20 protein-coding genes are annotated in these 22,052 nt (G+C 55.2%); 4 read left to right on the top strand and 16 right to left on the bottom strand.

Features of this window, described 5'->3' with window-relative positions; translation table 11 throughout:
• The coding region (locus FD02_RS11415; protein ID WP_235806649.1) for a hypothetical protein at nucleotides 1–193 on the top strand (193 nt) is incomplete at its 5' end.
• Nucleotides 194–762: 569 nt separating this feature from the next.
• Here FD02_RS11415 and FD02_RS00735 read toward each other — a convergent pair.
• Together FD02_RS00735 and FD02_RS00730 are read right to left on the bottom strand one after the other, a co-directional pair.
• Nucleotides 763–1,206 (bottom strand): helix-turn-helix transcriptional regulator, encoded by a 444-nt coding sequence (locus FD02_RS00735; protein WP_056949863.1) that lies wholly within the window; start codon nucleotides 1,204–1,206, stop codon nucleotides 763–765.
• Nucleotides 1,207–1,739: 533 nt separating this feature from the next.
• Nucleotides 1,740–2,483 carry a hypothetical protein gene (locus tag FD02_RS00730; protein ID WP_056949862.1) on the bottom strand — a complete coding sequence of 248 codons (744 nt, stop codon included), beginning with the start codon at nucleotides 2,481–2,483 and terminating at the stop codon, nucleotides 1,740–1,742.
• 158 nt (nucleotides 2,484–2,641) lie between these two features.
• On the opposite strand from FD02_RS00730, the gene FD02_RS11645 reads away from it, so the two are divergent.
• Nucleotides 2,642–2,848 (top strand): hypothetical protein, encoded by a 207-nt coding sequence (locus tag FD02_RS11645; RefSeq protein ID WP_054722588.1) that lies wholly within the window; start codon nucleotides 2,642–2,644, stop codon nucleotides 2,846–2,848.
• A gap of 1,066 nt (nucleotides 2,849–3,914) precedes the next feature.
• Here the strand turns inward: FD02_RS11645 and FD02_RS00720 are convergent.
• Together FD02_RS00720 and FD02_RS00710 are read right to left on the bottom strand one after the other, a co-directional pair.
• The gene (locus FD02_RS00720; RefSeq protein WP_054722587.1) at nucleotides 3,915–4,973 is read right to left on the bottom strand and encodes a DUF5105 domain-containing protein; all 1,059 of its coding nucleotides are present in this window, start codon (nucleotides 4,971–4,973) and stop codon (nucleotides 3,915–3,917) included.
• Between the two features lie 631 nt (nucleotides 4,974–5,604).
• Nucleotides 5,605–8,265 (bottom strand): mucin-binding protein, encoded by a 2,661-nt coding sequence (locus FD02_RS00710; protein ID WP_056949859.1) that lies wholly within the window; start codon nucleotides 8,263–8,265, stop codon nucleotides 5,605–5,607.
• Between the two features lie 428 nt (nucleotides 8,266–8,693).
• Between FD02_RS00710 and FD02_RS00705 the strand changes: the two genes are divergently transcribed.
• Nucleotides 8,694–9,662 (top strand): alcohol dehydrogenase catalytic domain-containing protein, encoded by a 969-nt coding sequence (locus FD02_RS00705; protein ID WP_056949858.1) that lies wholly within the window; start codon nucleotides 8,694–8,696, stop codon nucleotides 9,660–9,662.
• A 78-nt stretch (nucleotides 9,663–9,740) separates the two neighbouring features.
• Here the strand turns inward: FD02_RS00705 and FD02_RS00700 are convergent, their stop codons facing one another.
• Nucleotides 9,741–10,247 carry a GNAT family N-acetyltransferase gene (locus FD02_RS00700; protein WP_054723498.1) on the bottom strand — a complete coding sequence of 169 codons (507 nt, stop codon included), beginning with the start codon at nucleotides 10,245–10,247 and terminating at the stop codon, nucleotides 9,741–9,743.
• 236 nt (nucleotides 10,248–10,483) lie between these two features.
• Here FD02_RS00700 and FD02_RS00695 point away from each other — a divergent pair, with 236 nt between their 5' ends.
• On the top strand, nucleotides 10,484–11,050 hold the full coding sequence (locus tag FD02_RS00695) for a cadmium resistance transporter (RefSeq protein ID WP_056949857.1): 567 nt from the start codon (nucleotides 10,484–10,486) through the stop codon (nucleotides 11,048–11,050).
• 2 nt (nucleotides 11,051–11,052) lie between these two features.
• Here the strand turns inward: FD02_RS00695 and FD02_RS00690 are convergent, their stop codons facing one another.
• The 11 genes from FD02_RS00690 to FD02_RS00640 form a co-directional block, all read right to left on the bottom strand.
• The gene (locus FD02_RS00690) at nucleotides 11,053–11,259 is read right to left on the bottom strand and encodes a hypothetical protein (RefSeq protein WP_054723497.1); all 207 of its coding nucleotides are present in this window, start codon (nucleotides 11,257–11,259) and stop codon (nucleotides 11,053–11,055) included.
• A gap of 154 nt (nucleotides 11,260–11,413) precedes the next feature.
• Nucleotides 11,414–12,370, bottom strand: a complete 957-nt coding sequence (locus tag FD02_RS00685; protein WP_056949856.1) for a substrate-binding domain-containing protein — start codon at nucleotides 12,368–12,370, stop codon at nucleotides 11,414–11,416.
• Between the two features lie 24 nt (nucleotides 12,371–12,394).
• Nucleotides 12,395–13,357, bottom strand: coding sequence for an ABC transporter permease subunit (locus tag FD02_RS00680; RefSeq protein WP_056949855.1), 963 nt, complete (start codon nucleotides 13,355–13,357; stop codon nucleotides 12,395–12,397).
• Nucleotides 13,347–14,849: a sugar ABC transporter ATP-binding protein gene (locus FD02_RS00675; RefSeq protein ID WP_056949854.1), complete on the bottom strand. Its 1,503-nt coding sequence runs from the start codon at nucleotides 14,847–14,849 to the stop codon at nucleotides 13,347–13,349. Before FD02_RS00675 ends, FD02_RS00680 begins: the two co-directional genes overlap by 11 nt.
• Nucleotides 14,849–15,241 (bottom strand): D-ribose pyranase, encoded by a 393-nt coding sequence (rbsD, locus tag FD02_RS00670; RefSeq protein WP_056949853.1) that lies wholly within the window; start codon nucleotides 15,239–15,241, stop codon nucleotides 14,849–14,851. Before rbsD ends, FD02_RS00675 begins: the two co-directional genes overlap by 1 nt.
• A 189-nt stretch (nucleotides 15,242–15,430) precedes the next feature.
• Nucleotides 15,431–16,813: a hypothetical protein gene (locus FD02_RS11330; RefSeq protein WP_056949852.1), complete on the bottom strand. Its 1,383-nt coding sequence runs from the start codon at nucleotides 16,811–16,813 to the stop codon at nucleotides 15,431–15,433.
• A gap of 375 nt (nucleotides 16,814–17,188) precedes the next feature.
• Nucleotides 17,189–17,470, bottom strand: coding sequence for a hypothetical protein (locus FD02_RS00660; RefSeq protein WP_054722227.1), 282 nt, complete (start codon nucleotides 17,468–17,470; stop codon nucleotides 17,189–17,191).
• Nucleotides 17,471–17,595: 125 nt separating this feature from the next.
• Entirely contained in the window at nucleotides 17,596–18,519 is a 924-nt protein-coding gene (gene rbsK / locus FD02_RS00655; protein ID WP_054722225.1) for a ribokinase, read from the bottom strand.
• A gap of 71 nt (nucleotides 18,520–18,590) precedes the next feature.
• Complete coding sequence (locus FD02_RS00650) at nucleotides 18,591–19,547, bottom strand: substrate-binding domain-containing protein (protein WP_056949851.1); 957 nt, start codon at nucleotides 19,545–19,547, stop codon at nucleotides 18,591–18,593.
• A gap of 42 nt (nucleotides 19,548–19,589) precedes the next feature.
• A complete protein-coding gene (locus tag FD02_RS00645; RefSeq protein WP_054722224.1) occupies nucleotides 19,590–20,552 on the bottom strand; it encodes an ABC transporter permease subunit in 963 nt (320 codons plus the stop codon).
• A complete protein-coding gene (locus tag FD02_RS00640) occupies nucleotides 20,542–22,035 on the bottom strand; it encodes a sugar ABC transporter ATP-binding protein (protein WP_056949850.1) in 1,494 nt (497 codons plus the stop codon). Before FD02_RS00640 ends, FD02_RS00645 begins: the two co-directional genes overlap by 11 nt.
• Between the last annotated feature and the right edge of the window lie 17 nt (nucleotides 22,036–22,052).

Below are 22,052 nucleotides of genomic sequence, written 5' to 3'. Positions count from 1 at the left end.
AGCGAATGGTGAGGAGAAACGCAATGTTCTCACTCATGTCCGCGTGGCGAGATGCGTGGTTGTTCAGAAGTGGCAACTGATTCACCAGCCAACCAATTACAAGCTGCGCGGGCTTACGCCGATAATGCACGGTCGAGTGATTGGTTGGCAATTTGGGCGAATGGTGCTGGCGGCCCGCAGCCTGGACGCATAAAGCTGACGGTCCGAGGTCTGAGCGCAACGGGGCTGGCGCGCTCGCACCTGAATCAGAGAAGCTGGCGATTCTCACCTGAGCGATAGTGCTGGCGCTCCTGCCTGGGCGAGTGGTGCTGACTGCCCGAGTCTGTGCGAGATAGATTGCCGGCCGGCGAATGACCCTTACACTAGTAATAGCCATTGAGATTGAAAATTTTCCGATTTTCTTTTGGGGGTGTCCTTGAAGACTTGTCCGGTAAGGGTTTCTGCTCTCACCATTTCCTCATCTTAAAAATTGGCCCAGCTTCTCAGCCAGTGATTTGCGATTTTTCGCTTTAATGGAAACCAGGCAACATCCCCGTCGTCTGAGCAACCAAAAACGCCGTCAGCTCGGCGCTGGCGGCGTAAAATCGGAAAATTCCCGGGTTTAATGGCTATTATCTATGTAGGGGTGCTCAATGACGCGAGTACGGAAATGGTCCAATCATTGTTCTAGAATGCCGGCACTACTTCTACCCCACGAAGCAAAAAAAATGTGACGCGTCACGCGTCACATCCATCCCGCCGCTCAATCCTCAAACTGCCACTTCATCCTTTAAGTTGCTTGGCCAAAATATCCTTAAGCACCAGAAAGGCATCTTGCCGATCATAGCCGTAGTCATGTTGCAACGAAGAAATTTGGTCGCGGAGTACCTTGGCATACCGCTCAGTCGCCACTTCCTGCTGATAAGTTGCCAACACGGGATATTTTTTCGCCCACGCCGCGGTCCAATCCACCTTCTGTTCCGTCTCATCGGACGTGTTCATGATCACATGCTCGATTCGCTCGACGTCTGGATCAAAGCTGACCAGCTTATCCAACGTTAAATTGTACAAGTTGGCGAGTTTCTTGGATTGATAAATGTCCGGCAAGGTCTCGTCAGTTTCCCACTTTGAAATGGTTTGCCGACTCACCCCGAGATCCGCCGCGACCGCCTCCTGCGATTGGCCGACTTGCCGCCTCGCAGCCGCCAAGTTCTGCCCCAAACTCATACCACTACCTCCATTCAGATTAGGAACAAAATCATTCTACCGAGCAATCAGGCCCGGTACCACCAAAGATTCGCGACAATTTTGCCCGGATTGTTGACACTTTATTAACTGGCAGGGATCAAACTCAAAGGAATACTGCTCTCTGATAGTTTTCCGGAACGGACTGAGGTATGAATCCCCCAATTCAAAATGGCCCAGGGTGGGTCGATGCCGAACGCGGAGTCAAACAAATCGCGGCAACATAACTCCCAATTGCACACTAAATGAACGCGCCACGCACTCAGCCAGTGATTCGCGATTTTTCGCTTAAATGGAGACCAGCCAGCATATTCGTCGTCTGACCAACCAGAAATGCCGTCAGCTCGGCGCTGGCGGCGTAAAATCGGAAAATTTCCGGGTTTGATGGCTATTATCTATGTAGGGAGATTATCGAGACAATCACGAAGATTACCAGATCAGTTCGACTACCCTGGTGACGGTTGCTCAAGCAAACAATAGTGTGACGCGTCACGCGTCACACTTATCAATGATTCCTATGACTGATTAATCTCAGGAAACTTCACCACCGCATAAATCCCCCAAAACACTTGCGCCGTCCAATTAATTAAATAGGCTAAGCACACCAGCCCCCCAAGGAGGAAAATCCAGATTGCCCATGGCGTATTAATCACGAGCATCGAGGTCGCAAAATTGGCGGCGACATAGACACCAACGGCAAACAGAACCAACACCACTGGGATAATGAGATCACCCCAGCTTGCCTTATTTCGTTTTGCCGATCCACTATAGTAATATTTGCCAATCAAGCGTCCGATATGAATAACGTCACCGCAGAATACAACAACTACCGCCAATCCTGTCCAAGCGACGGATGCCGCTGGCAGCGTGATTTGCAAATACGCGTAGGCAAAAGCCAGAAATAGTACCCCCAGCACAATCGCACCGACCAGCAGCAACAATAAATCCCCACCGATTTGCCAAGCCTGATTAATCGGTTTGCCCGTCACGCCGCACAGAATTGTGCCAATGAGGGTTAATCCCAACAACCCCCAGATGCCGGCAAGCCCTTGTCCGCCGTATACTTTGTGCAACCAAACTGCGGGAAACAGAAGGGCCAAGATAATCATTGCGGCATAAACCCACCTGATTGTTTTCAAATGAGCTGGCGCCCAATCATCGTGGTACCGGCGTCGAAAATCGTGGAACTGCTTCTGGTTGTATTGCAAAATGTAGTCACCTTCAATAATTGAATAATTGATATTATACAATTTTTCCATAACGAGAAGTAGCAGTCCCTCCCCAAATCAAGTAGCCACGGTCGTCGCTTAGAAGCATACTTGGTCAGCTCATTAAATATTTAGCATCGGGTGAAGTATCAGTTCATCATCAGCCTGACTAACGCCAGCATTTTGCTATCACAATGACGGAATATCATTTGATAGATACAATTTTTATCCAGCCCGGTCAAGTGGCTATCGAGAATATCGAGAAGCCAACGATTCAAGCCCCTGACGACGTGATGATTTACATCTTGCTCGATGCAGTTCTCAACGGCAAAATTCATTCCGGCAAGGTGTTCACCAAGACGTTTGCGCTGACTGACATTAACGTCGCGTATCAGGCCATGGCCAAAACGTGGTAGTCGCCTATCCTTTCCAGTCACGACGATCCTGACAAAAACTGTCAGGATTTTTTTTGGCCAAAATTTCTCCGGCAAAAATTCTGGACACACCAACGCACCCGTCACCGAGAAATTCCGGTGCGGGTGCGTTGGCGCATCAGCAACAAGCAACCGCCAGGTCATGACGCTGACGGCAGACGCGCGGCCAGTTCCCCTCGAGTGAAACTAGCTCGCCGCATCGCGGACGTCTCCGCGATCACGGTGGGGCTTGCGCAAGCCCCGCGCGAGTTGCTGATGCGTGGGCGAATAATGCTGACGGCCCGAGGTCTGTGCGGAATCGCCGGCCGGCAATCTCTCGCACGAGTGGTGAATCAATTCCCGATGGAACAGCGAGGCACGGCAAGCCCTGGGCGAATGGTGAGGAGAAACGCAGTGTTCTCACTCATGTCCGCGTGGCGAGATGCGTGGTTGTTCGAAAAGTGGCAATTGATTCACCAGCCAACCAGTCATAAGCTGCGCGGGCTTACGCCGATAATGCACGGTCGAGTGATGGGTTGGCAATTTGGGCGAAAACTGCTGGCGGCCCGCAGCCTGGACGCATAACACTGACCGTCCGAGTCTGAGCGCAATGTTGCTGGCGTGCTCGCACCTGAATCAGAGAAGCTGGCGATTCTCACCTGAGCGAATAATGCTGGCGCTCCTGCCTAGGCGAAATGGTGCTGACTGCCCAAGTCTGTGCGAGAAGAATTGCCGGCCGGCGAATAACCCTTACACCTATAAATGTCATTGAGAATGCCAAATGTTAAGGTCGCCACTCGAACTTTTTTCAAAATGCTGTCAGATCAAGGGTTACAGCCGCCAATTTTGATGAGAGTTTTCTCATTTAACCAACTGGCCAGAACCGACCGCGAATTTTTCGCTTAAATGGAAGTGCGCCGCTCACCAACCACAAAAACGCCGTAACACCGGCCCTCAGCGCCTAAAACCTTAACATTTGCCCCACTCAATGACATTTATCTATGAAGGCAGCAAAAAAGCCTCGCCCGAGTCACGCATGTACGCGTGACCGAGCGAGGCCGAGAACAAATTAGTATTGGTCGCCAGTGAATGGTTCCGCGAAAGTCTCGTAGTCATCACTCGACGTGTCGATCTTCCACTTGCCATCGGTTTTCACCAGTTCGATGTCGTTGCCGTAATCCGAAGACGTTGGCTTGAGGTCGGCCAAGACTTTGTCGAATGAAGCGACGAAGTATTCCTTGGCCATGCGTTCCAGCTGGTCGTAGTCGTACTTGTCTGACGTGTCCTTCTTCATCAATTCGGAGGTCAAGTCGGAGATTTCACTGCTCATGTCCGTCAGGCTGTAAACCGTCGGGGTCACTTCGATCTTCACCTTCGTTGGGTAGGCGTATTCCACTTGGTACTTCGCCGCGCCGGCCTTGACGTTAGCCGCCTGCAGTTGGCCCAGCATCTTGGTAAAGGCGCTATCCGTCAACGGATCGTCCACGACGTCTTTTTCCAAATAGCTGCGTACTTCGGTGGCATAAGTCTTGCGCTCCGCGTCGAGGTCGTTGGCCACGAGCGTATCGTAATCCTTATCGTTCAAGCCCATGAACACATTGTCGATATACGCCTTCAGCGCCTTTTGGCCGTCAGCGGTTTGGTCCAGATACTTGCCGGTGTTGACCTTCAGCTCGGACTTTTTCACGTCCTTGCCGCCGTCACCGTATGGCTCGAATTCCAAGGTGTACTTCGTCTTCGGCTTCACTTTGAAGACGACGTAACCTTTGGCCTTTTCACCCTTGTCGAGCTTCTCATTGTCCATACCCTTGAACGTTTCGTCGTCAGAATCGTCGACGTATTCGGTCTTGATCTTGCTGCCGTCCTTGCTCTTTAGGCTGAAGCTACTGGAATAAAAATTCTCCTTGATGCCGTTATTTTTCACGGACAGGTTCAAGGCGAGATATTTATAGCCATTCGCCGCATCGGCATCTTGTGGAATGATATAGGTGCCCGAAACAATTTTGACACTGTTATTCCCGGTGCTGGTTGTGGTGGTCGCCGTTTTCTTACCGCCGCCACACGCCACTAACACCAACGCAGTCAACGCCACGGCCCCCGCCGTCGCTAACGATTGCAACTTTTTCATGTTACGCATCCTCCAAGTGTTTGAATTCCCCATTGCGGATGCCTCAAGCTTACCCCACACTTTTGATAGCTTATCCAAAACTCGCAGAAATAACAAGTTAAATTTTTGAGTAAAATAAGCAAAAGCCAATGCAAGCCAGCGTTATATTCATGAAAGACTGTCTTTAAATCCCGGTTTGGCGGGATTCTTCGCCTTGAAACCACCGCCGTTATATTTTTGTTGGGGCAAAAGGTTTTACTTATTATCTACAAGGATATTCGAGAAAATACTGACAGGAATCGGCCCAGCCTTCCTGCCCAGTCCTTGGTGCCAGCCGCCCAGTCGCCGCTTTGGCAAGGGGGACTGCTGGTTTGCCTGGTTCTTGGTTTGGATGAATTTGTCTGTTTCGAGGTCCTCAAGCCTTCCCGCGCTCGAACTAAGCTGAATCGAAAGCATGGCCAACGCAAAGCCTGATTGCCACCCCGACCCTCGCACACAGTCTCTACTCACTCATCAGTTCAACCAAAAAAGAGTACCGAGGCCAATTAAGGTCTAGATACTCTCACAAACGCTGCACAACTTCACTTGCTGAAGCGCCCATAAATGATGGTCAACTGTTCTTGCCAAGGCGCTATACAATTAGTTAAAAAGCCTAAGCCTTGCGCCGAATCTCCAGTGTTCCGAAACCCATCAGGGCAAGCAAGGCGGCGCCAAGCGCAACGAGTCCGGACTGGTGAGCGTTCCCTGTCCGAGGCAGGACGCGGCCAGACTTCACGGCCTTGCCCGGGGTTTGACTGGCAGATGACAGCAGCCCTTTTGAAGCAGGAGCTGCTAATGCAATGGCAGTGCTGTCTGCCGTGCTTGGCCCAGTCAGATTCTGATCAGGGGCCGTTGGGTCGCCCTGAGTATTCGGTAGGCCGCCATCACTGATCGATACGTCAGGTTTACCACCAGGTTGAGCAGGGTTAGAAATGACAAATGGCGGCTCGTCGACCATGCTCTTGGTTTGGCTATACAGGACTGACACGGTCGTTCTCGACGTGTTCGGCACTGTCAGAAATTGGTCTGGAATGAGTTGATAGCCACCGGCAAAAGATTCGGGAATGTCCTTTTTAGAAATTGGTTCACCTGGATTGCCAACGAGTTGGATTGGGGTGCCGATTGATTCGCCATCTGGGCCTTGAGGTTGCAGTGCAAAGGTCACTGCAGATACCGGATCGTCAACTTTATCAACGGTGTAGACCCGAATACCGTCCGCAGTGTTGATTGTGGTCTCGTAAATGACAGTGATTGGCCCATTTGGATTTGTTGGGTCATCTGGCACTTTAAGATTCTGACCTGGCCTTGGCGTGTATCCTGGCACTTTCGGTAGCTGAGTTAAACTGATTAAATCACCCGGCTTGCCCTTAATCGTGACCGGATTAACAGGCTTGAGCGGGTTGCCAAATGGGTCTTCAGGGATCAGCGGGGTAAAGCTATTGGCTGCTTCAATTGGGACAAATTTGATTGTCAAGTTTTGCTTTGCTTTACTGTCAGCAATATTGTCAAACTTGGCCCCAACCGTTTGGTCAGCGACAAGCGAATAGCCCTTCGCGATGGCTTCCTGAATGTTCGGCGCAATCAGCGCGTGATTAATCGGCTGGTCTGTTACCCCGGTCAGTAATGTATCTGTGACTATCTGATTACCCTGCTCGTCCAGATAATGCACAGTCACAGTTTGGGCATCAGCAAGATAAGTGATTGGGGTATCCGGTTCCGTGAGTTTATGATCTGTGCGGGTTGGCTCAGGCACCTGTGGCTTGTTTGACAAATCAGGTGTATAGCCTGGCACACTCGGGAGCTCAACGTCAGTCGTAATTAGATCCCCGGGTTTGCCGGTATAGCTGACTGGCTTGTCCGGGCTAAGCAATCTTCCGGTTGAATCATGGGGTACCAGATTGGTGGTAACACTGGCTTTTTCAATCGGGGTTAATACAACTGTATAGATCTGGTCCTGGCCAGTGAGGTCATCATACCTAGCGCCGAGAGTCCCGTCCTGATAGAGGGTATACCCCTTATCCATTGCCGCTTGAATATTGATGGTGCTGTGATCAACTTTAGTGAGCGTTTTATCTTGAATGTGCTGAGGGGGGATTACCTCGTTACCCGCCTTGTCGACAAAATTAACGGTCGCATGCTGCATGTCTGGTACGTACATAATATTCCAGTTTGTGGGGTCACCGGGCTGACCAGAAAAACCCATTTTGCTGACAGGCAGTGCGGGTATAGAAGTCGGGGGAAACGGCAGTGATCCTGAATAGTTTACCAGCTCTGGTGTATAGCCAGGCAGCACTGGCGTGATTTGCTCCGGATACTCCGTTTGCGTTGGCACGAAATCGAGATACCAGCCTGTAACAGTATCTATTTTCCCGTTCCAATTGACAGTCTGGATGACTCTTTCGGGTGGCTGAATTTGCAGGCCTTGAACGAAGTACACGATGTACCGATGAGTATCGACCTGTTTCGGAGTCAGGATGTGAACCAGGTGAATGTATTGAACGGCGCCGTCAGTGGTAAATGTGTACGAAACGGTAGCAGGTTGACCTGGGGCTAACTGGTAGTTTGCCGGAACATCAACCGTGTAGGTCCCCGTTTGGCCGATTTGCCCAGTTAATACGACTGGCGGTCTGCTGGCGATGTCAGGTTTCAGGATCTGGTTATCATCATAATACTTGAGCGTCAGCGTAACCGTATTATTCTCCGGTGATACCTGGTCATCTGGGTCAACGCCATTTGACGTCTCATCTACCCCACCGGTTGACGGTCCTGCTGCAGGGGCCGGTGCTTCAGGGGCCGGTGCTTCAGGGGCCTGGGCTTCAGGGGCCGGTGCTTCAGGAGCCTGGGCTTCAGGGGCCTGCGCTTCAGGAGCCTGTGATTCAGCCTGTGATTCCGCCGTCTTGGCGGTTGCCGGTTCTGATGATGCGCTGCTGGCAGATAACTTCACTGAGGCCGCGGCACCGCCGGCGGCCTCTGTCGGTATACTTGCCTGGCCAGCGAAATCCCCGCTTGTACGTGTAGCAATACCGGTAGGGTGCTGGGAAGCGGCCACCGTAGCAGGCGTATCAACGGTTGAAACGGTAGCCGGCGCATTGTCAGATGTTCCGGTGGTCGCAGCCTGGGTAGTCTGGCCTTGAATCGACATAGCCGAACCCACTGCGATGACTAATGATGTTAGCCAGATACCTTTGCCTTTAAACAGTTTGATGCGTGCAGTAGTTGCAGACTCATGCCGCAATGGATTGTGATTTGAGAGCTTACGATAATCCCCAACCATACTGATGCCACCCCTCTATATAAATGATAAAACTAATACTTTAAACCCTTTCGAGCTTCTCAAGTATAGCCCTCAATAACGGGCCTTGTAAACTCGTTAACAAACATAAATTCTGTAAAAATGGGCTTTAAATTGTTATTATATTTCTTCTCTCCAAGAGAAAATACATAGACGCTTTTGATTGATAAATTATTTGGTTAACATTGATGAACCAACGATTGCATCCCTTCGAACAGGTCAGGCTGGATGATTCAGTTTTCTTCCAACCGAAAGGTAGAAAACGAGCGCTACATTGTTTTCCTTTGCCGGCTGGCTATGCCAAAATCAATCAGTCTTCTCGAGTCGCCTGGCCAAGGTCCCACCCGCTTTACCTGCCCCCTTGGCAACGACTAGAATAAAGTGGTCAAATCAGCCAAAGGAGCACACCAATGAATCCGCAAAATCTCATGTCAGCCGCCTATTTTACCCACACCGGCGGCCCCGAAGAAATCCAGATTGGGTCACTGCCTATCCCGACAATCGGGCCGACCGACGTCCTAGTTGCCATTCCCGAAGCCGCCGTGGATCGCGTCGACGCCTATGTCCGCTCCGGTGCTTTTCAAACGCCGCTGCAGACCCAGCAAGTGATTGGCCGCGACGCTTGGGGGAGTGTCCAGGCAGTTGGCGCAGCGGTTTCGCAGTTTCAGCCCGGCGATCGCGTCTGGACCAACAGCATGGGGTATGGCGGCCGGCAAGGGATTACGGCACAATTCGCCGCCATCCCCGAGGCCAGATTATTGCCGTTGCCGGCCGGTGACCCCAGCGCCTGGCTGGCGCTGGTGCACCCCGGCGCCACCGCCGCGCTCATCGTGACCCAACTGCTGACGCTGACGCCCGGCCAGACCCTGCTCGTGGAAGGCGGCGCCGGTCACGTCGGCCGCATGCTGATTCAATGCGCCAAACTCTGCGGCCTGCGCGTCATCACCACGGCGAATCCGCGCGATTTTCCTGCGCTTCAGGCGCTAGGCGCCACGCCGATCGATTACGCAGCCGGCTGGGAAAATCAGCTGACGCAACCCGTTGACGCCATTATCGATACTTCAGGCCACGTGCCGCTTCAGCTCAACCTCGATCAGTTGGCGGTCGGCGGCCAGATTATCCTGATTGCTGCGGCCGCCAACCCCACCGCGACGTTTAATCTGCCGCAGTTTTACATGAACGATCAGCGTCTGCAAGGCTTCGTCATCAGTCGCGCCAGCTTAACTGCGCTGACCCAAGCCAACCGCTGGCTGCTCGCCCACGCCAACCAGCTCACGGCGCCGGCCTACCAGCGCCTACCATTAAGCGACGCGGCAGTCGCCCACCAAATGGTCATGGATCCGCAGGTGAAACAGCGGCTGTTGATTTCCTTGACCTAACTAGTACTGCGTCAGCTAAAAAAAATCCGCCATCACTGGCGGATTTTTTACTTGCTATCGACATGCGGATGCTGATACCTAGTCCCGGTCTAATGCCAGCCGCAGAATGGTTTCCTGCCGCCAATCACCAGACGCCATGGCCACGAGCTGATCAGAAACAATGGTGAAGCCTTCCTGCTGCCAAAAAGCCAGCCGCGCCGGCTCCGCGTTAATCACTTGCACCTGCAGCCAATGCCACTGCTGATGCCCATAGCGTTGCCGCAAGTGCGCGATCACCGCCTGGCCATAACCACGGTCGCGCGCCTGGCGAATGACCAGCAACAAGCGCAGCGTAATCGTCTCTGCGGTCGGCACGCTTGGCACCACCGAAACCACGCCAATGGGTTTGCCGCCCACGATCAAGAGATCATAGTGGTTCGGGCGACTGGCCCCGCCTGCCACCACCTGCGCCTGGTCATCGTGAACGGTCGCCTTGGTTGGCAACGGTTGCGCGGTTTCCCGAAAATAATCCAATGAACCCCGATAGACGGCCAGCGCTTCGTTGCGCTGCTGCATCGATGAAACTGGTTGATATGTTACTTGCATCTAAATTCTCCTCACTTGAACAGGAGTATTTTTTAGCTCCACCTTATTTTAACAAACGTTGGGGGTGGTGGCACACTTTATAACCAGATAAAGTTGGCAAATTAACGCGACAAGCAGAATTTAGCATTTCCTAAACTGACAACTGGCAGGCCATCGTTTCGTCGCGGTCCAACTTGACCTTGTCCACCCGTTCACGCTTGCGCTACAATCGAACTCATTAGAAAGCAGGCGGTTGGGTGCATTACGGACTATTAGCGGTGACGTTTCTCAGCGTTAACCTCGATTTTTTCTTCATACTATTATTCTTGCTACGCCAATATCGACTCACGCAGGTCTTGATTGGCTATCTCATCGGCGTCTTATTGCTGGTCACCGCGAGCTTTGCGGCGGGCAAAGTGCTGGCGGCAATTTTCCCCGAGTGGCTGCTCGGCCTGCTGGGATTGTTACCGATTTGGCTGGCCTTCCGCGCAGATGACGACGAAGCTAACGCCGGTCACCGCAACAAAATGCCGTGGCTCAGCGTCATGCTGACTTACTTGTCGGTGTGTGCCGGGTGCAACTTAGCGATTTTCCTGCCGGTATTGGCCGGGGTGGCGCTGCCCGACTTTGGCTTCACCTTGCTGTTTATTGCCGGGTTGACGGTGCTGGTGGTATTGCTCATCCACCAGATTGCCGAGCTGCCCATCGTCACTCGCGTCATGGACCGCTTCGGCGCACCGCTGATGAAGGCGTGTTACGTGTTGATTGGCCTGTACGTCTTCTGGGACAGCGGCTTGATCCACCACGTGCGCGGCTGGCTGTAACCTCACGCTGTGGCAGCCGGGGTTAAACCAGGAACAAGCTGGCTAGCACCGGCAAAAAAAACGGTGCCGCGTAAATTGCGGCACCGTTTCTGTTTGGCCTCGGTTGCGTCGACGGGCTGGCTTATGCCTGCTTCTTGGTTGCCAGCTCTCCACGTTTCTCCGCCGCCATCGCGGTGGTTGTGGTGAGCTGATGGTTGCGAATTCTTCATCTGAAGCCCTCCGATAAATGCCGACCAATCCCTGTGACCTCATCAATTTACTCGGAGTATATCATCGAATCGCGGAGGCTGACAAGCAACCCCGCAAAAAGCCCTGCGCAGGGACCGCGAAGTTCCCGCGCAGGGTCGACAGTGCGACGTTCGCTTACTTCGTGAGACTTTCTGTCGTCACCAATTCGAGCGGCGACTCCGTATAAGCCTTCACCTTTTTACCGGCGAAGTGATCGTAGGCGGCTTGGAGCGCCAGGCGGCCCATTTCTTCGGGCTGCTGGGCGACGGTAGCGGCCATGTCGCCCGCCTTCACCGCCTTGATCCCGTCATCTTCGCCGTCGAAGCCGACGATGAAGATGGTTTTCTTCGCGGCCTTAGCGGCTTGCACGGCACCCAGGGCCATTTCATCGTTTTGGGAGAAAATGCCCTTGATGTCGCCGTGGCCTTGCAAGATATTTTCAGTGACGCTCAGCCCCTTGGCCCGGTCGAAGCCGGCAGTTTGCTTGGTCACCACGTCGAGCTTGCCCTTGACGTAACCATCAAAGCCCTTGCCGCGTTCGCGGGTGGCCGACGCGCCAGGGGTGCCTTGCAGCTCGGCCACCTTGGCGTTTTCGCCGAGTTTTTCGATCATGTACTTGGCCGCCATTTGTCCGCCCTTAGTCGAATTCGAGGCGACGAGGCTCAAGACCTTACCGGAATCGGCGGAGCGGTCGACGGTGATGACCGGAATGCCGGCGTCGTTGGCGTCCTTGACGGCGCTAGAAATCGCGCTGGAGTCGACAGGGTTGATGATTAAGACGTCGACTTTTTTCTGAATCAAATCTTCCACGTCATTATTTTGCTTGGCGGTATCGTTTTGGGCATCAGCGATTTGCACGCTGGTGCCTTTTTTGTCGGCCAGATCATTAATCCCCTTCTTGACCGACACGAAAAACGGATTCGACAGCGTGGACAGTGACGCGCCGACCTTCAGATTCTTCGGGGCCTTTTTGGTCACCTTGGTGGTGCTGCCCCCGCCGTTATCCAGGCCGCTTTTGCCACAGGCCGTGGCGGTGACCAAGGCCAGCAAGGCGGCCCCGACAACAAGCAATCGACGAATAGATTTTTTCATGAGCGTACTCCTTTTTAATTTGGCTTATGCTTTACTCGATTTGCGATCCAGTAATACGGCGATTAAGATGACAATCCCCTTGACGATTTGTTGCCAGAAACTGGAAATCCCCAACAGGTTCATCCCGTTGTTCAGCGTGCCGATGATTAACGCCCCAATCAGGGTCCCAAACATGCGGCCCTTCCCGCCAGCCAGCGACGTGCCGCCGAGGACCACAGCGGCGATGGCGTCCATTTCGTAGCCGGTCCCGGCATCGGGCTGGGCGCTGCTCAGCCGGCTGGTTTGAATCAGCCCGGCCGCCGCCGCCATTAAGCCGTTAATCGTGAAGATGATCACGGTGACCAGCTTGGTTTTGACCCCGGCGATGTACGCGGCGGTTTCGTTGCCGCCGAGCGCATAAGTTTTGCGGCCAAACGCGGTTTTATGCAGCAGGACAAATAAGATGACATACGCCACCAACATGATAATAATGGGAAACGGAATGCCGAAGAGATAGCCGCGCCCGACGTATTGGAAGAGAAAACTATTATTCATTTTCGCGCCGGTGATCGGGTTGCCGTCGGTGAAGACATAGGTCGCGCCGCGGTAGATGGTCATCGTCGCTAGCGTCGCGATGAAGGCGGCGGCCTTCCCGTACGCCACCAACAGCCCGTTGATCAGGCCGAAAATGGCCCCGAGCGCCAGGCCAATCAGCAAGGCCAGTGGCGACGGGATGCCGCTGGTGATCATGCTGGCGGTGACGGCGCCGCTTAACGCCAGAATCGAGCCGACGGACAAGTCGATGCCGCCGGTGAGAATCACGAAGGTCATGCCAAACGCGATGACGGCGTTGATCGACACCTGGCGCAACAGGTTCAGTAGATTGGTCGGGGACAAGAAGCCGGGACTGAGAATCGTGACCAGAATCACCAACAGAATTAAGGCCACCAGCGGCCCCAGCTTGGCGATAAACTGGCGCAAATTAAATTTCGCAGATTTAGTTGCCATTTGTGACTGCCTCCTTTTGATTGCCTGTTGCCAGCGTCATCACCGACTCCTGCGTCGCCGTTTGGGTCGGGACGATGCCCATCAGCCGGCCTTCGTACATCACGGCGATGCGGTCGGACATCCCCAGCACCTCGGGCAGGTCGCTTGAAATCATGATGATGGCGACGTGGCGATCGGTGAGCTCGTTCATCAAGTCGTAAATCTCGCGCTTGGCGCCGACGTCGACGCCACGCGTCGGCTCATCGAGAATCAGCACCTGACTGCCGCTACCCACCCACTTGGCCAGCACGACTTTTTGCTGATTGCCGCCGCTGAGGCTGCCGGCTTCGGCAGCGGGGTCGGCCGGGTGCACAGTCAAGCGGTCAACGAGCATGCTGACAAACTTGTCCGTCGCCTTGGTGTCGATCAGGCCGTGGTGGCGGAACCCGTTGATGCTGGGCAAGACGATGTTGTCGTGCAGCGAATCGGCGAGAATCAGCCCCTCGTCCTTGCGATTTTCAGTGAGAAAGCCGAGCTTGTGCGCGATGGCCTGCGCGGGACTCTTGAAGTGCACCGGCGCGCCGAATAACTCGACGGTGCCGCTAGTGTAGCGGTCGATGCCAAAAATCGCGCGCATCACTTCGGTGCGCCCGGCGCCCATCAAGCCGCTAAACGCCAGAATCTCCCCTTCATGCACGGCAAAACTGATGTCGCGGAAGACGCCGGGTTCGGTGAGATTTTTGACGCTGAGCGCCACCTTGCCTGGTGTCGGGTGCCGCTCCGGGTAAAAGTCGCCCATGTCGCGGCCCACCATGTCGTGCACCAAGCCGGCCATCGTCACGTCCTTGGTGGCGGCACTGCTGACGGCGACGCCATCGCGCATCACCGTCACCGTGTCGGCAATTTCAAAGATTTCCTCCAGCCGGTGCGAGATGTAGATGAAGCCCACGCCTTGTTGCTGGAGCCGGCGCACCACGGTGAACAGCTGATCGATTTCTTTTTCGGTCAAGGCGGCAGTGGGCTCGTCCATGATGATAATTTTCGCGTCAGTCATCAGTGACTTGGCGATTTCGATCATCTGCTGCCGACCGACACTAAGGGTGCCAATTGGCGCGTCGACATCCAGCTGGGTGCCCAGCTGGGCGAGATATTGTTGCGCTTGCTTGCGCATGCTCGCCTCGTCCAGCAATCCGTGGTGGCGCAGTTCCTTGTTGAGAAACATGTTGTCCACGACGCTCATTTGTAGGAAATTATTCATTTCCTGGTGGATAAAACTGATGCCGTGCTGCTCGGCGTCAAGCGGCCCGGTAAACGTCGTCGGCTGGCCATCGACCAGCATCGTGCCGCCGTCCGCCTTGTGCAGGCCGGTGAGAATGTTCATCAAGGTCGACTTGCCGGCGCCATTTTCCCCGACCAGCGCGTGCACCGAGCCGGATTCGACGGTGAAGTCGACGCCGGTGAGCACCTGGTTGGCGCCGAAGGACTTGCTGATATGCTGCAGTTCGATTTTCATCAGAACACCACCCCGCTTTCCAGCAACACATTAGAAAACGGCGTGGCCTCGCCGGTGCGGATGAACGCCTTAGTGTCGCCCAGCCGCCGCTTCATTTCGGCGTGCGGGATGAACGTCACCGGGCCTGGGTACACCTGCTTTATGGCGGCAAGCTGATCCGGGTTGGCCGTCTTGATTTCCTCGGCCAGGTAAATCCGTTGCACCTCCAGCTCCGCCAAGACATTTTCGACGACGGGGATGAAGCGCGGCAGGCCCAGCGTCACCGCCAGGTCGATTTTGGGGATGCCCGCGGGGACGGGCATGCCTGCATCCCCGACCCCGAGCAAATCAAAGTGACCCATGTTCGCAATGACTGCAGAGACTTGAGAATTTAGGACGATGCCTTTTTTCATGACGATCCCTCCATTCACCACCATGGTAGGCGGGTGCGGTTTCGCGAGTCAAAGAATATGACGAGTAGCTTATATACGAAAATTTCGGCAAGCCACACCCAGCCCGAGGTGCCCGCCGCGGGCATAAATTTCTTTATTTCATCAAAAAAGAGACCCTCAGGCCGAGAGTCTCCATGATTTAGGAACGGTTTAGCCGCGCTTCTTCAGGCTCGTGCCGGCCAAGCCGAACAATGCGCCCATCACCGCCAGCACCCCAATGGCGCTGGTCGCCGGTTGCGCAGCTGAACCAGCGGCTGGCAACGCGCTGCCCGCCGGATAAATGGTCGTGGTCGCGCCGGTGCTCGGCGTGTTTGTGTCAGTCGGCGTGCCCGTATCGGTCGGCGTACCGGTGCCGGAACCGGTGCTAGTTCCCGTACCCGTCGAACCAGTACCAGTTCCAGTTGAACCAGTGCCGGTACTTCCTGAGCCGGTGCCGGTGCCAGTTCCTGTGCCGGTGCCAGTTCCGGTGCCGGTGCCAGTTCCGGTGCTCGTTCCCGTACCAGTCCCTGTGCCGGTGCCGGTGCCAGTGCCAGTGCTGGTGCCGTCGGTAGGCGTATCAGTGCCGTTATCGCCACCTGTGGTTGAGGCCCCGGTGCCATCGGTAGGATTTGTCACGCCACCATCATCGGGCTTTGTCTCGCCGCCATCATCGGGCTTTGTCTCGCCCCCATCATCTGGCTTTGTCTCACCGCCATCATCCGGCTTTGTCTCGCCGCCGTCATCCGGCTTTGTCTCGCCGCCGTCGTCTGGATTTGTCACGCCGCCATCATCGGGCTTTGTCTCGCCGCCGTCATCCGGCTTTGTCTCGCCGCCGTCATCCGGATTTTTCACGCCGTCGTCATCCGGCTTTGGCGTCCCCGGATTGTCAACAGTACCACCCGTTAACGCCACATCAACAGTCGGCTCCCCCGCCGCGATCATCTTCGCTTTGAAGACCTCGAATTCCGCCAAGTAGAGATTAGCTTGCAAAGTGAACCCATTCGCCTTGGCGTTTTCGTATTTCGCCTGGTAACTCTTCAATATTGACAAGTCTTTTTCGGCCTTATACGCTTCAACCGAGATGCCCAGCTCATGGGCTGCGTATTCGTCAAAATTGGTGATGGCATGCTTGTGCTCAGTGGTCGGCGCTGGTTGCGCGTCGTCGTCTGCGGGATCCGGATCGCTTGGCGCCGGCGTGTCAGGATCGTCGTCACCTTTCGCCGGATTGGCGAACTGCCCCGCGTGCGGATCCGTGCCCGGTTCGCTCGGGTCTGGATCAGCCGGGGCATTCTTCGCGGGATTGGCAAATTGCCCCGCGTGCGGATCGGTTGGCGTTTCGTCACCCGCCGTTACCTTGGCTGTACTTAACTTGGTTTGCGCGCCGGCGAGTTCGGCGAGCTTGGCTTTCGCCGTCGTCCCCGGCTCGCTGGTCGCCGCGCTCACCGGTTGCTGGCCACTGGCCGTCACGGCAAAAATCCCGGCGGCCGCAATGCTCGCGGCCAACCAGGTCTTGTTGGCTTCGTAGAACCGTTTGCCCTCTGTATGCTTACTCATCAATAAACTCCTCCTCAGCAGTCCTCGTAATTTTCAGACGCCAGTCAAGCGGACTATCCCGGCCTCTAAAAACCATTGTATGGGCGGCCCAGGCAGTGGGTCAAAGAAAACGATGATGAAATTATCATCGAATTAATTAGAATTTATCGGTTATCATGATTGACATATTCTGACAATAATTCCTGATGGGAACAGCCTTTCTATTTCGCGCCGCAGCCAACCGCCAATGATAAATGCCGGCAGTTTGCCCAGTTAACCATGTATGGCCTAACCCGAAACAATCCCCCGCCGACACTGAAAACAAATAACACCCTTCGTGGCACAAAAAAAGACGGGCGCAGCGCCCGTCAGCAAAACTGGTTCGATTCAACGTAATTATGACCCGAAATGATCATACCCAAACAAGGCCAGCAACCCAATCACCAGAATCACCAGCCACACCCGCGTGTGCACCAGCGTCGACGCGGTGCGCCGCCGCCGAATCCGCAGATTCGGCTGGGTCGCGGCGCTGACGTAGCGAAAATAAAAGCGCACTAGCAGCAGCAACAGCAAGCCGACGATCACCAGCTCGCTCACCCACGGCCGCGCCAGAATCGCGTGCAGCCCCACGTTCACCCAGTCGCGACCAGTTCTCAAGATTCCCATTAACTCACTCATTTTGCGCCGCTCCTCATCCCAATTACCATCCTGATTGCATTATACCAATCAATTGATGCTTTACCATCACCGAAAATCGAATCTAGGCAAAAAAAAACGACCCGCCAGTGGCGAGTCGTTGATTGCTATTCGGCTAAGGCAGCAGCCACCACGGCGCGCGTCGGAATCGACGGGAACGCGCCGAGTTTCTGCACGGTGAAGCTGGACGACTTGGAGGCGTAGCGCACAGCTGCCACCAGGTTGCTGAGGTCTGGCCGTAACTCGGCGGCTAGCGCCCCGATGAACGTGTCGCCGGCCGCGGTGGTGTCCACGGCCTTGACCTTGAACGCCGGCACGATTTCGTGCACGGTTTGGGTGGCGACATACGAGCCAGTCGAGCCCAGCGTGATAATCACGCCGGCGATGCCGCGTTCGTGATAATACTTGGCGTTGGCGGCCATGCTGGCCTCATCGGTGACGGGAATGCCGGTGATCACCTCGGACTCGGTTTCGTTCGGCATGATCAAGTCGGTGACCGCCAGCAAGGCTTCGGGAATCTCCCGCTTGGCCGGCGCCGGGTTGAGAATCGTCAACTTGCCGGCTTCATGCGCCAGGGTGAAGGCGCGAATCGCGGCGGGAATGGGCGTTTCAAACTGGGCAATGACGAAATCCGCGGCTTGAATCGTGGCCTTGGCGGCATCGATATCGGCTTCGGTGAGGTCAAAGTTGGCCCCGGCTTGAACGATGATCGAATTTTGGCCGCTGGCTTGCAACAAGATGTAGGCCTGGCCGGTTTGCTGGTTGGCGGTGCGGGTGATGTCGGCGGTGGTGATGCCATTATCCGCCAGCTGCTTGAGCATGAAGTCGGCGTTGGCGTCATCCCCGACGCGGCCGACAAAACTGGTGGCGGCCCCGGCGCGGGCGGCGGCGACGGCCTGGTTGGCGCCTTTGCCCCCGGCGGCTTTTGAGAAAGCTTCCATGGCGATGGTTTCGCCTGGTTGCGGCAAGGCCTTGATGTGTAAAATCGAATCGACATTGATGCTGCCGATCACGGCGACGGTGTTGGACATAACAGGTTCCTCCTTACGGCGCAGGGCCGCGGCTTTGCCGCGGCCCTGCCGTCTTTGTTGAATTGACTCTTTTACTTTAAGCTGTCGGTGGTCACAAGTTCAAGTGGGGACTCGATGTTGGCCTTGACCTTTTTGCCTGCGAAGTGGTCGAAGGCCGCTTGCAGCGCCAACTTACCCATTTCTTCAGGCTTCTGGGCAACGGTCGCGGCCATGTCGCCGGCCTTAACCGCCTTTAAGCCATCATCTTCACCGTCGAAGCCGACGATGACGAGGTTCTTCTTGGCAGCCTTGGCAGCTTGCACAGCGCCGAGGGCCATTTCATCGTTTTGCGAGAAGATGCCCTTGATGTCGCCGTGGCCTTGGAGAATGTTTTCCGTGACGCTCAGACCCTTGGCGCGGTCGAAGCCGGCGGTTTGCTTAGTCACGATGTTCAATTGACCCTTGGCAGTGGCGTCGAAGCCCTTGCCGCGTTCACGCGTGGCAGACGCGCCTGGGGTGCCTTGGAGTTCGGCAATCGCGGCGTTTTTACCCAGCTTCTTGATCAGGAAGTCGGCGGCCATTTGCCCACCCTTCGTGGAGTTGGAAGCAACCAGGCTCAAGACATCACCGGAATCGGCGGAACGGTCAACGGTGATGACCGGAATGCCAGCATCGTTGGCGTCTTTGACGGCGGAGCTAATGGCGCTGGAGTCCACCGGGTTGATGATCAAGACGTCGACCTTCTTTTGAATCAAGTCTTCCACGTCGTTGTTCTGCTTGGCGGTGTCGTTTTGCGCATCGGCGACTTGAACGTTGGTGCCCTTCTTGTCGGCCAGTTCAGTGACGCCCTTCTTAACGGAAACGAAGAACGGGTTGGACAAGGTGGACAGCGACACGCCGACCTTCAGATCCTTCGGCGCCTTTTTCGTGACCTTGGCGTCAGAACTCTTCCCGGAATCCAGGCCAGTATTCCCGCAGGCGGACAAGGTGATGACCGCCAAGGCGGCGACAGCAATGGTGCCCAGCACGTGCTTGAGAGACTTTTTCATGATGAAATTCCCCTTTTCTTTTTTAATCCTGATACCCAACAGTTATTTCTTCCGATCCAGCAAGACGGCAATCAGGATGACGACCCCTTTGACGATTTGCTGGTAGAAACTGGAAATACCCAACAGGTTCATGCCGTTGTTCAAGGTCCCAATGATCAAGGCACCAATCAAGGTCCCGAAGATCCGGCCTTTACCCCCGGCCAGGGAGGTCCCGCCTAAGACGACGGCGGCAATGGCATCCATTTCGTAGCTGGTCCCGGCGTCTGGCTGGGCACTGCTCAACCGGCTGGTCAAAATGATCCCGGCAATCGAGGCCATCAACCCGGAAATCGTGTAGATGATCATCGTCACGAGCTTGGTTTTCACCCCGGCGATGTAAGCGGCGGTTTCGTTGCCGCCTAACGCGTAGGTCTTGCGGCCAAACGCGGTTTTATGCAACAGGACGAACAAGATGACGTACACCACGGCCATGATGATGATTGGGAACGGAATCCCAAACAGGTAGCCACGACCCATGAACTGGAACAAGAAGCTGTCGTTGATTTTCGCGCCGGTGATCGGGTTCCCGTTGGTGAAGACATAAGTCGCGCCGCGGAAAATGGTCATCGTCGCCAAGGTGGCGATGAATGGCGCCGCCTTCCCGTAGGCGATCAAGATCCCGTTCAACAGACCGAACACCGCGCCAAGCAGCATGCCGCCGAGCAATGCAATCGCTGGGCTGACGCCGTTAGCAATCATGCTGGCGGTGACGGCGCCGCTTAAGGCGAGAATCGAGCCGACGGACAAGTCGATGCCGCCGGTGAGAATGACGAAGGTCATCCCGAAGGCAATCACGGCGTTAATCGACACCTGCCGCAACAGGTTCAACAAGTTGGCCGGGGCCATGAAGCCGGGACTCAACACAGTGACCAAGATGATCAACACGATCAAGGCCAGCAGCGGGCCAAGTTTGCCCAACATGGCCTTGAAGTCAAAGCCCTTCTTTGTTGCTTCTTTAGTTTGCATTGGTATTTCCTCCTGTTGCTAATGTCATGATGGATTCCTGCGTCGCGCCTTCGGTTGGCACGATGCCCGTGATGTGACCTTCATAAACCACCGCGATGCGATCGGACATGCCGAGCACTTCCGGCAGGTCACTGGAGATCATGATGATCGCCACGTGCCGCGCGGTCAGCTCGTTCATCAGGTCGTAAATTTCGCGCTTGGCGCCAACGTCAACGCCGCGGGTCGGTTCATCGAGAATCAACACCTTGGCGCCGCTGCCGACCCATTTGGCCAACACGACCTTCTGCTGATTCCCGCCGCTGAGACTGCCGGCGGTGACGTCTGGCCCCATCGCCTTGACGGTGAGGCGCTTCATCAGCATCTCAACGAATTGGTTGGTGGCCTTGTCATCGACTAAGCCGTGCTTGACGAAGCCGTTGATGCTTGGCAACACGATGTTGTCGTGCAGCGAATCGTTCAGGAACAAGCCTTCGTCCTTGCGGTTTTCGGTGGCAAACCCGATTTGCGCCTTAATGGCATCGGCTGGTGTGTGAATGTGCACCGGCTTGCCATCGATTTCCACCGTGCCGCTATCCAGGTGGTCGATGCCGAAGATGGCCCGCATGATTTCCGTGCGCCCGGCGCCCATCAACCCGGAAAAGGCCAGGATTTCACCTTCACGAACGGAGAAGCTGACGTCTTCGAAGACCCCTTTTTCGCTGAGGTGCTCCGCCTTCAACGCCACGGGGCCGAATTCGGGGTGCCGCTCCGGATAGAAGTCGCCGATTTCCCGGCCGACCATGTCCTTGACCAGCTGTTTCATGGAGACGTCTTTGGTGTCGTATTCCGCCACGGACACGCCATCGCGCATCACGGTGACCTTGTCGGCAATCTCGAAGATTTCCTCCATGCGGTGTGAGATGTAGATGAAACCCACGCCCTTGGCCTTCAGCCGGTTGACGACATCGAACAGGTTCTTGATTTCGGTTTCCGTCAACGCGGCGGTCGGCTCGTCCATGATGATGATCTTCGCGTCGGTCATCAGCGACTTGGCGATTTCAATCATTTGCTGGCGGCCGACGCTTAAGGTGCCAATCGGCTGGGTGACGTCGATGTCAGCGCCAAGCTCCTGCAGGTAATGCGTCGCCTGGGCGCGCATCTTCTTGTCGTCCAGCGTGCCGAGCTTGGTGTGCAGCTCCTTATTCAGGAACATGTTGTCCACCACCGGCATCTCCAAGAAGTTGTTCATTTCCTGGTGGATAAAGCTGATGCCGTGCTGCTCGGCGTCCAGCGGCCCGCTGAAGTGCGCCTCTTGGCCGTCGATGGTGATCGTCCCGCCGTCTTTAGCATACAAGCCGGTGAAAATGTTCATCAGCGTGGATTTGCCGGCGCCGTTTTCGCCCATCAGCGCGTGGACCTCACCGGAATTCACGGTGAAGTTAACGCCTTCCAGGACGCGGTTTTGCCCGAACGCCTTCGAAATCCCTTTCATTTCAATTCTCATGTTGATGCCTCCATTAT

The sequence above is a fragment of the Lacticaseibacillus nasuensis JCM 17158 genome, from assembly GCF_001434705.1.
GTDB lineage: Bacteria > Bacillota > Bacilli > Lactobacillales > Lactobacillaceae > Lacticaseibacillus > Lacticaseibacillus nasuensis.
This window is presented reverse-complemented; position numbering and strand designations above follow the sequence as displayed.

Excerpts from the sequence above, each read along its gene's own strand:
- FD02_RS00735 (WP_056949863.1), bottom strand. The coding sequence starts at position 1,206 with ATGAGTTTGGGGCAGAACTTGGCGGCTGCGAGGCGGCAAGTCGGCCAA.
- FD02_RS00730 (WP_056949862.1), bottom strand. The coding sequence starts at position 2,483 with ATGGAAAAATTGTATAATATCAATTATTCAATTATTGAAGGTGACTAC.
- FD02_RS00720 (WP_054722587.1), bottom strand. The coding sequence starts at position 4,973 with ATGAAAAAGTTGCAATCGTTAGCGACGGCGGGGGCCGTGGCGTTGACT.
- FD02_RS00710 (WP_056949859.1), bottom strand. The coding sequence starts at position 8,265 with ATGGTTGGGGATTATCGTAAGCTCTCAAATCACAATCCATTGCGGCAT.
- FD02_RS00705 (WP_056949858.1), top strand. The coding sequence starts at position 8,694 with ATGAATCCGCAAAATCTCATGTCAGCCGCCTATTTTACCCACACCGGC.
- FD02_RS00700 (WP_054723498.1), bottom strand. The coding sequence starts at position 10,247 with ATGCAAGTAACATATCAACCAGTTTCATCGATGCAGCAGCGCAACGAA.
- FD02_RS00690 (WP_054723497.1), bottom strand. The coding sequence starts at position 11,259 with ATGAAGAATTCGCAACCATCAGCTCACCACAACCACCGCGATGGCGGC.
- FD02_RS00685 (WP_056949856.1), bottom strand. The coding sequence starts at position 12,370 with ATGAAAAAATCTATTCGTCGATTGCTTGTTGTCGGGGCCGCCTTGCTG.
- FD02_RS00680 (WP_056949855.1), bottom strand. The coding sequence starts at position 13,357 with ATGGCAACTAAATCTGCGAAATTTAATTTGCGCCAGTTTATCGCCAAG.
- FD02_RS00675 (WP_056949854.1), bottom strand. The coding sequence starts at position 14,849 with ATGAAAATCGAACTGCAGCATATCAGCAAGTCCTTCGGCGCCAACCAG.
- rbsD (WP_056949853.1), bottom strand. The coding sequence starts at position 15,241 with ATGAAAAAAGGCATCGTCCTAAATTCTCAAGTCTCTGCAGTCATTGCG.
- FD02_RS11330 (WP_056949852.1), bottom strand. The coding sequence starts at position 16,813 with ATGAGTAAGCATACAGAGGGCAAACGGTTCTACGAAGCCAACAAGACC.
- FD02_RS00660 (WP_054722227.1), bottom strand. The coding sequence starts at position 17,470 with ATGAGTGAGTTAATGGGAATCTTGAGAACTGGTCGCGACTGGGTGAAC.
- rbsK (WP_054722225.1), bottom strand. The coding sequence starts at position 18,519 with ATGTCCAACACCGTCGCCGTGATCGGCAGCATCAATGTCGATTCGATT.
- FD02_RS00650 (WP_056949851.1), bottom strand. The coding sequence starts at position 19,547 with ATGAAAAAGTCTCTCAAGCACGTGCTGGGCACCATTGCTGTCGCCGCC.
- FD02_RS00645 (WP_054722224.1), bottom strand. The coding sequence starts at position 20,552 with ATGCAAACTAAAGAAGCAACAAAGAAGGGCTTTGACTTCAAGGCCATG.
- FD02_RS00640 (WP_056949850.1), bottom strand. The coding sequence starts at position 22,035 with ATGAGAATTGAAATGAAAGGGATTTCGAAGGCGTTCGGGCAAAACCGC.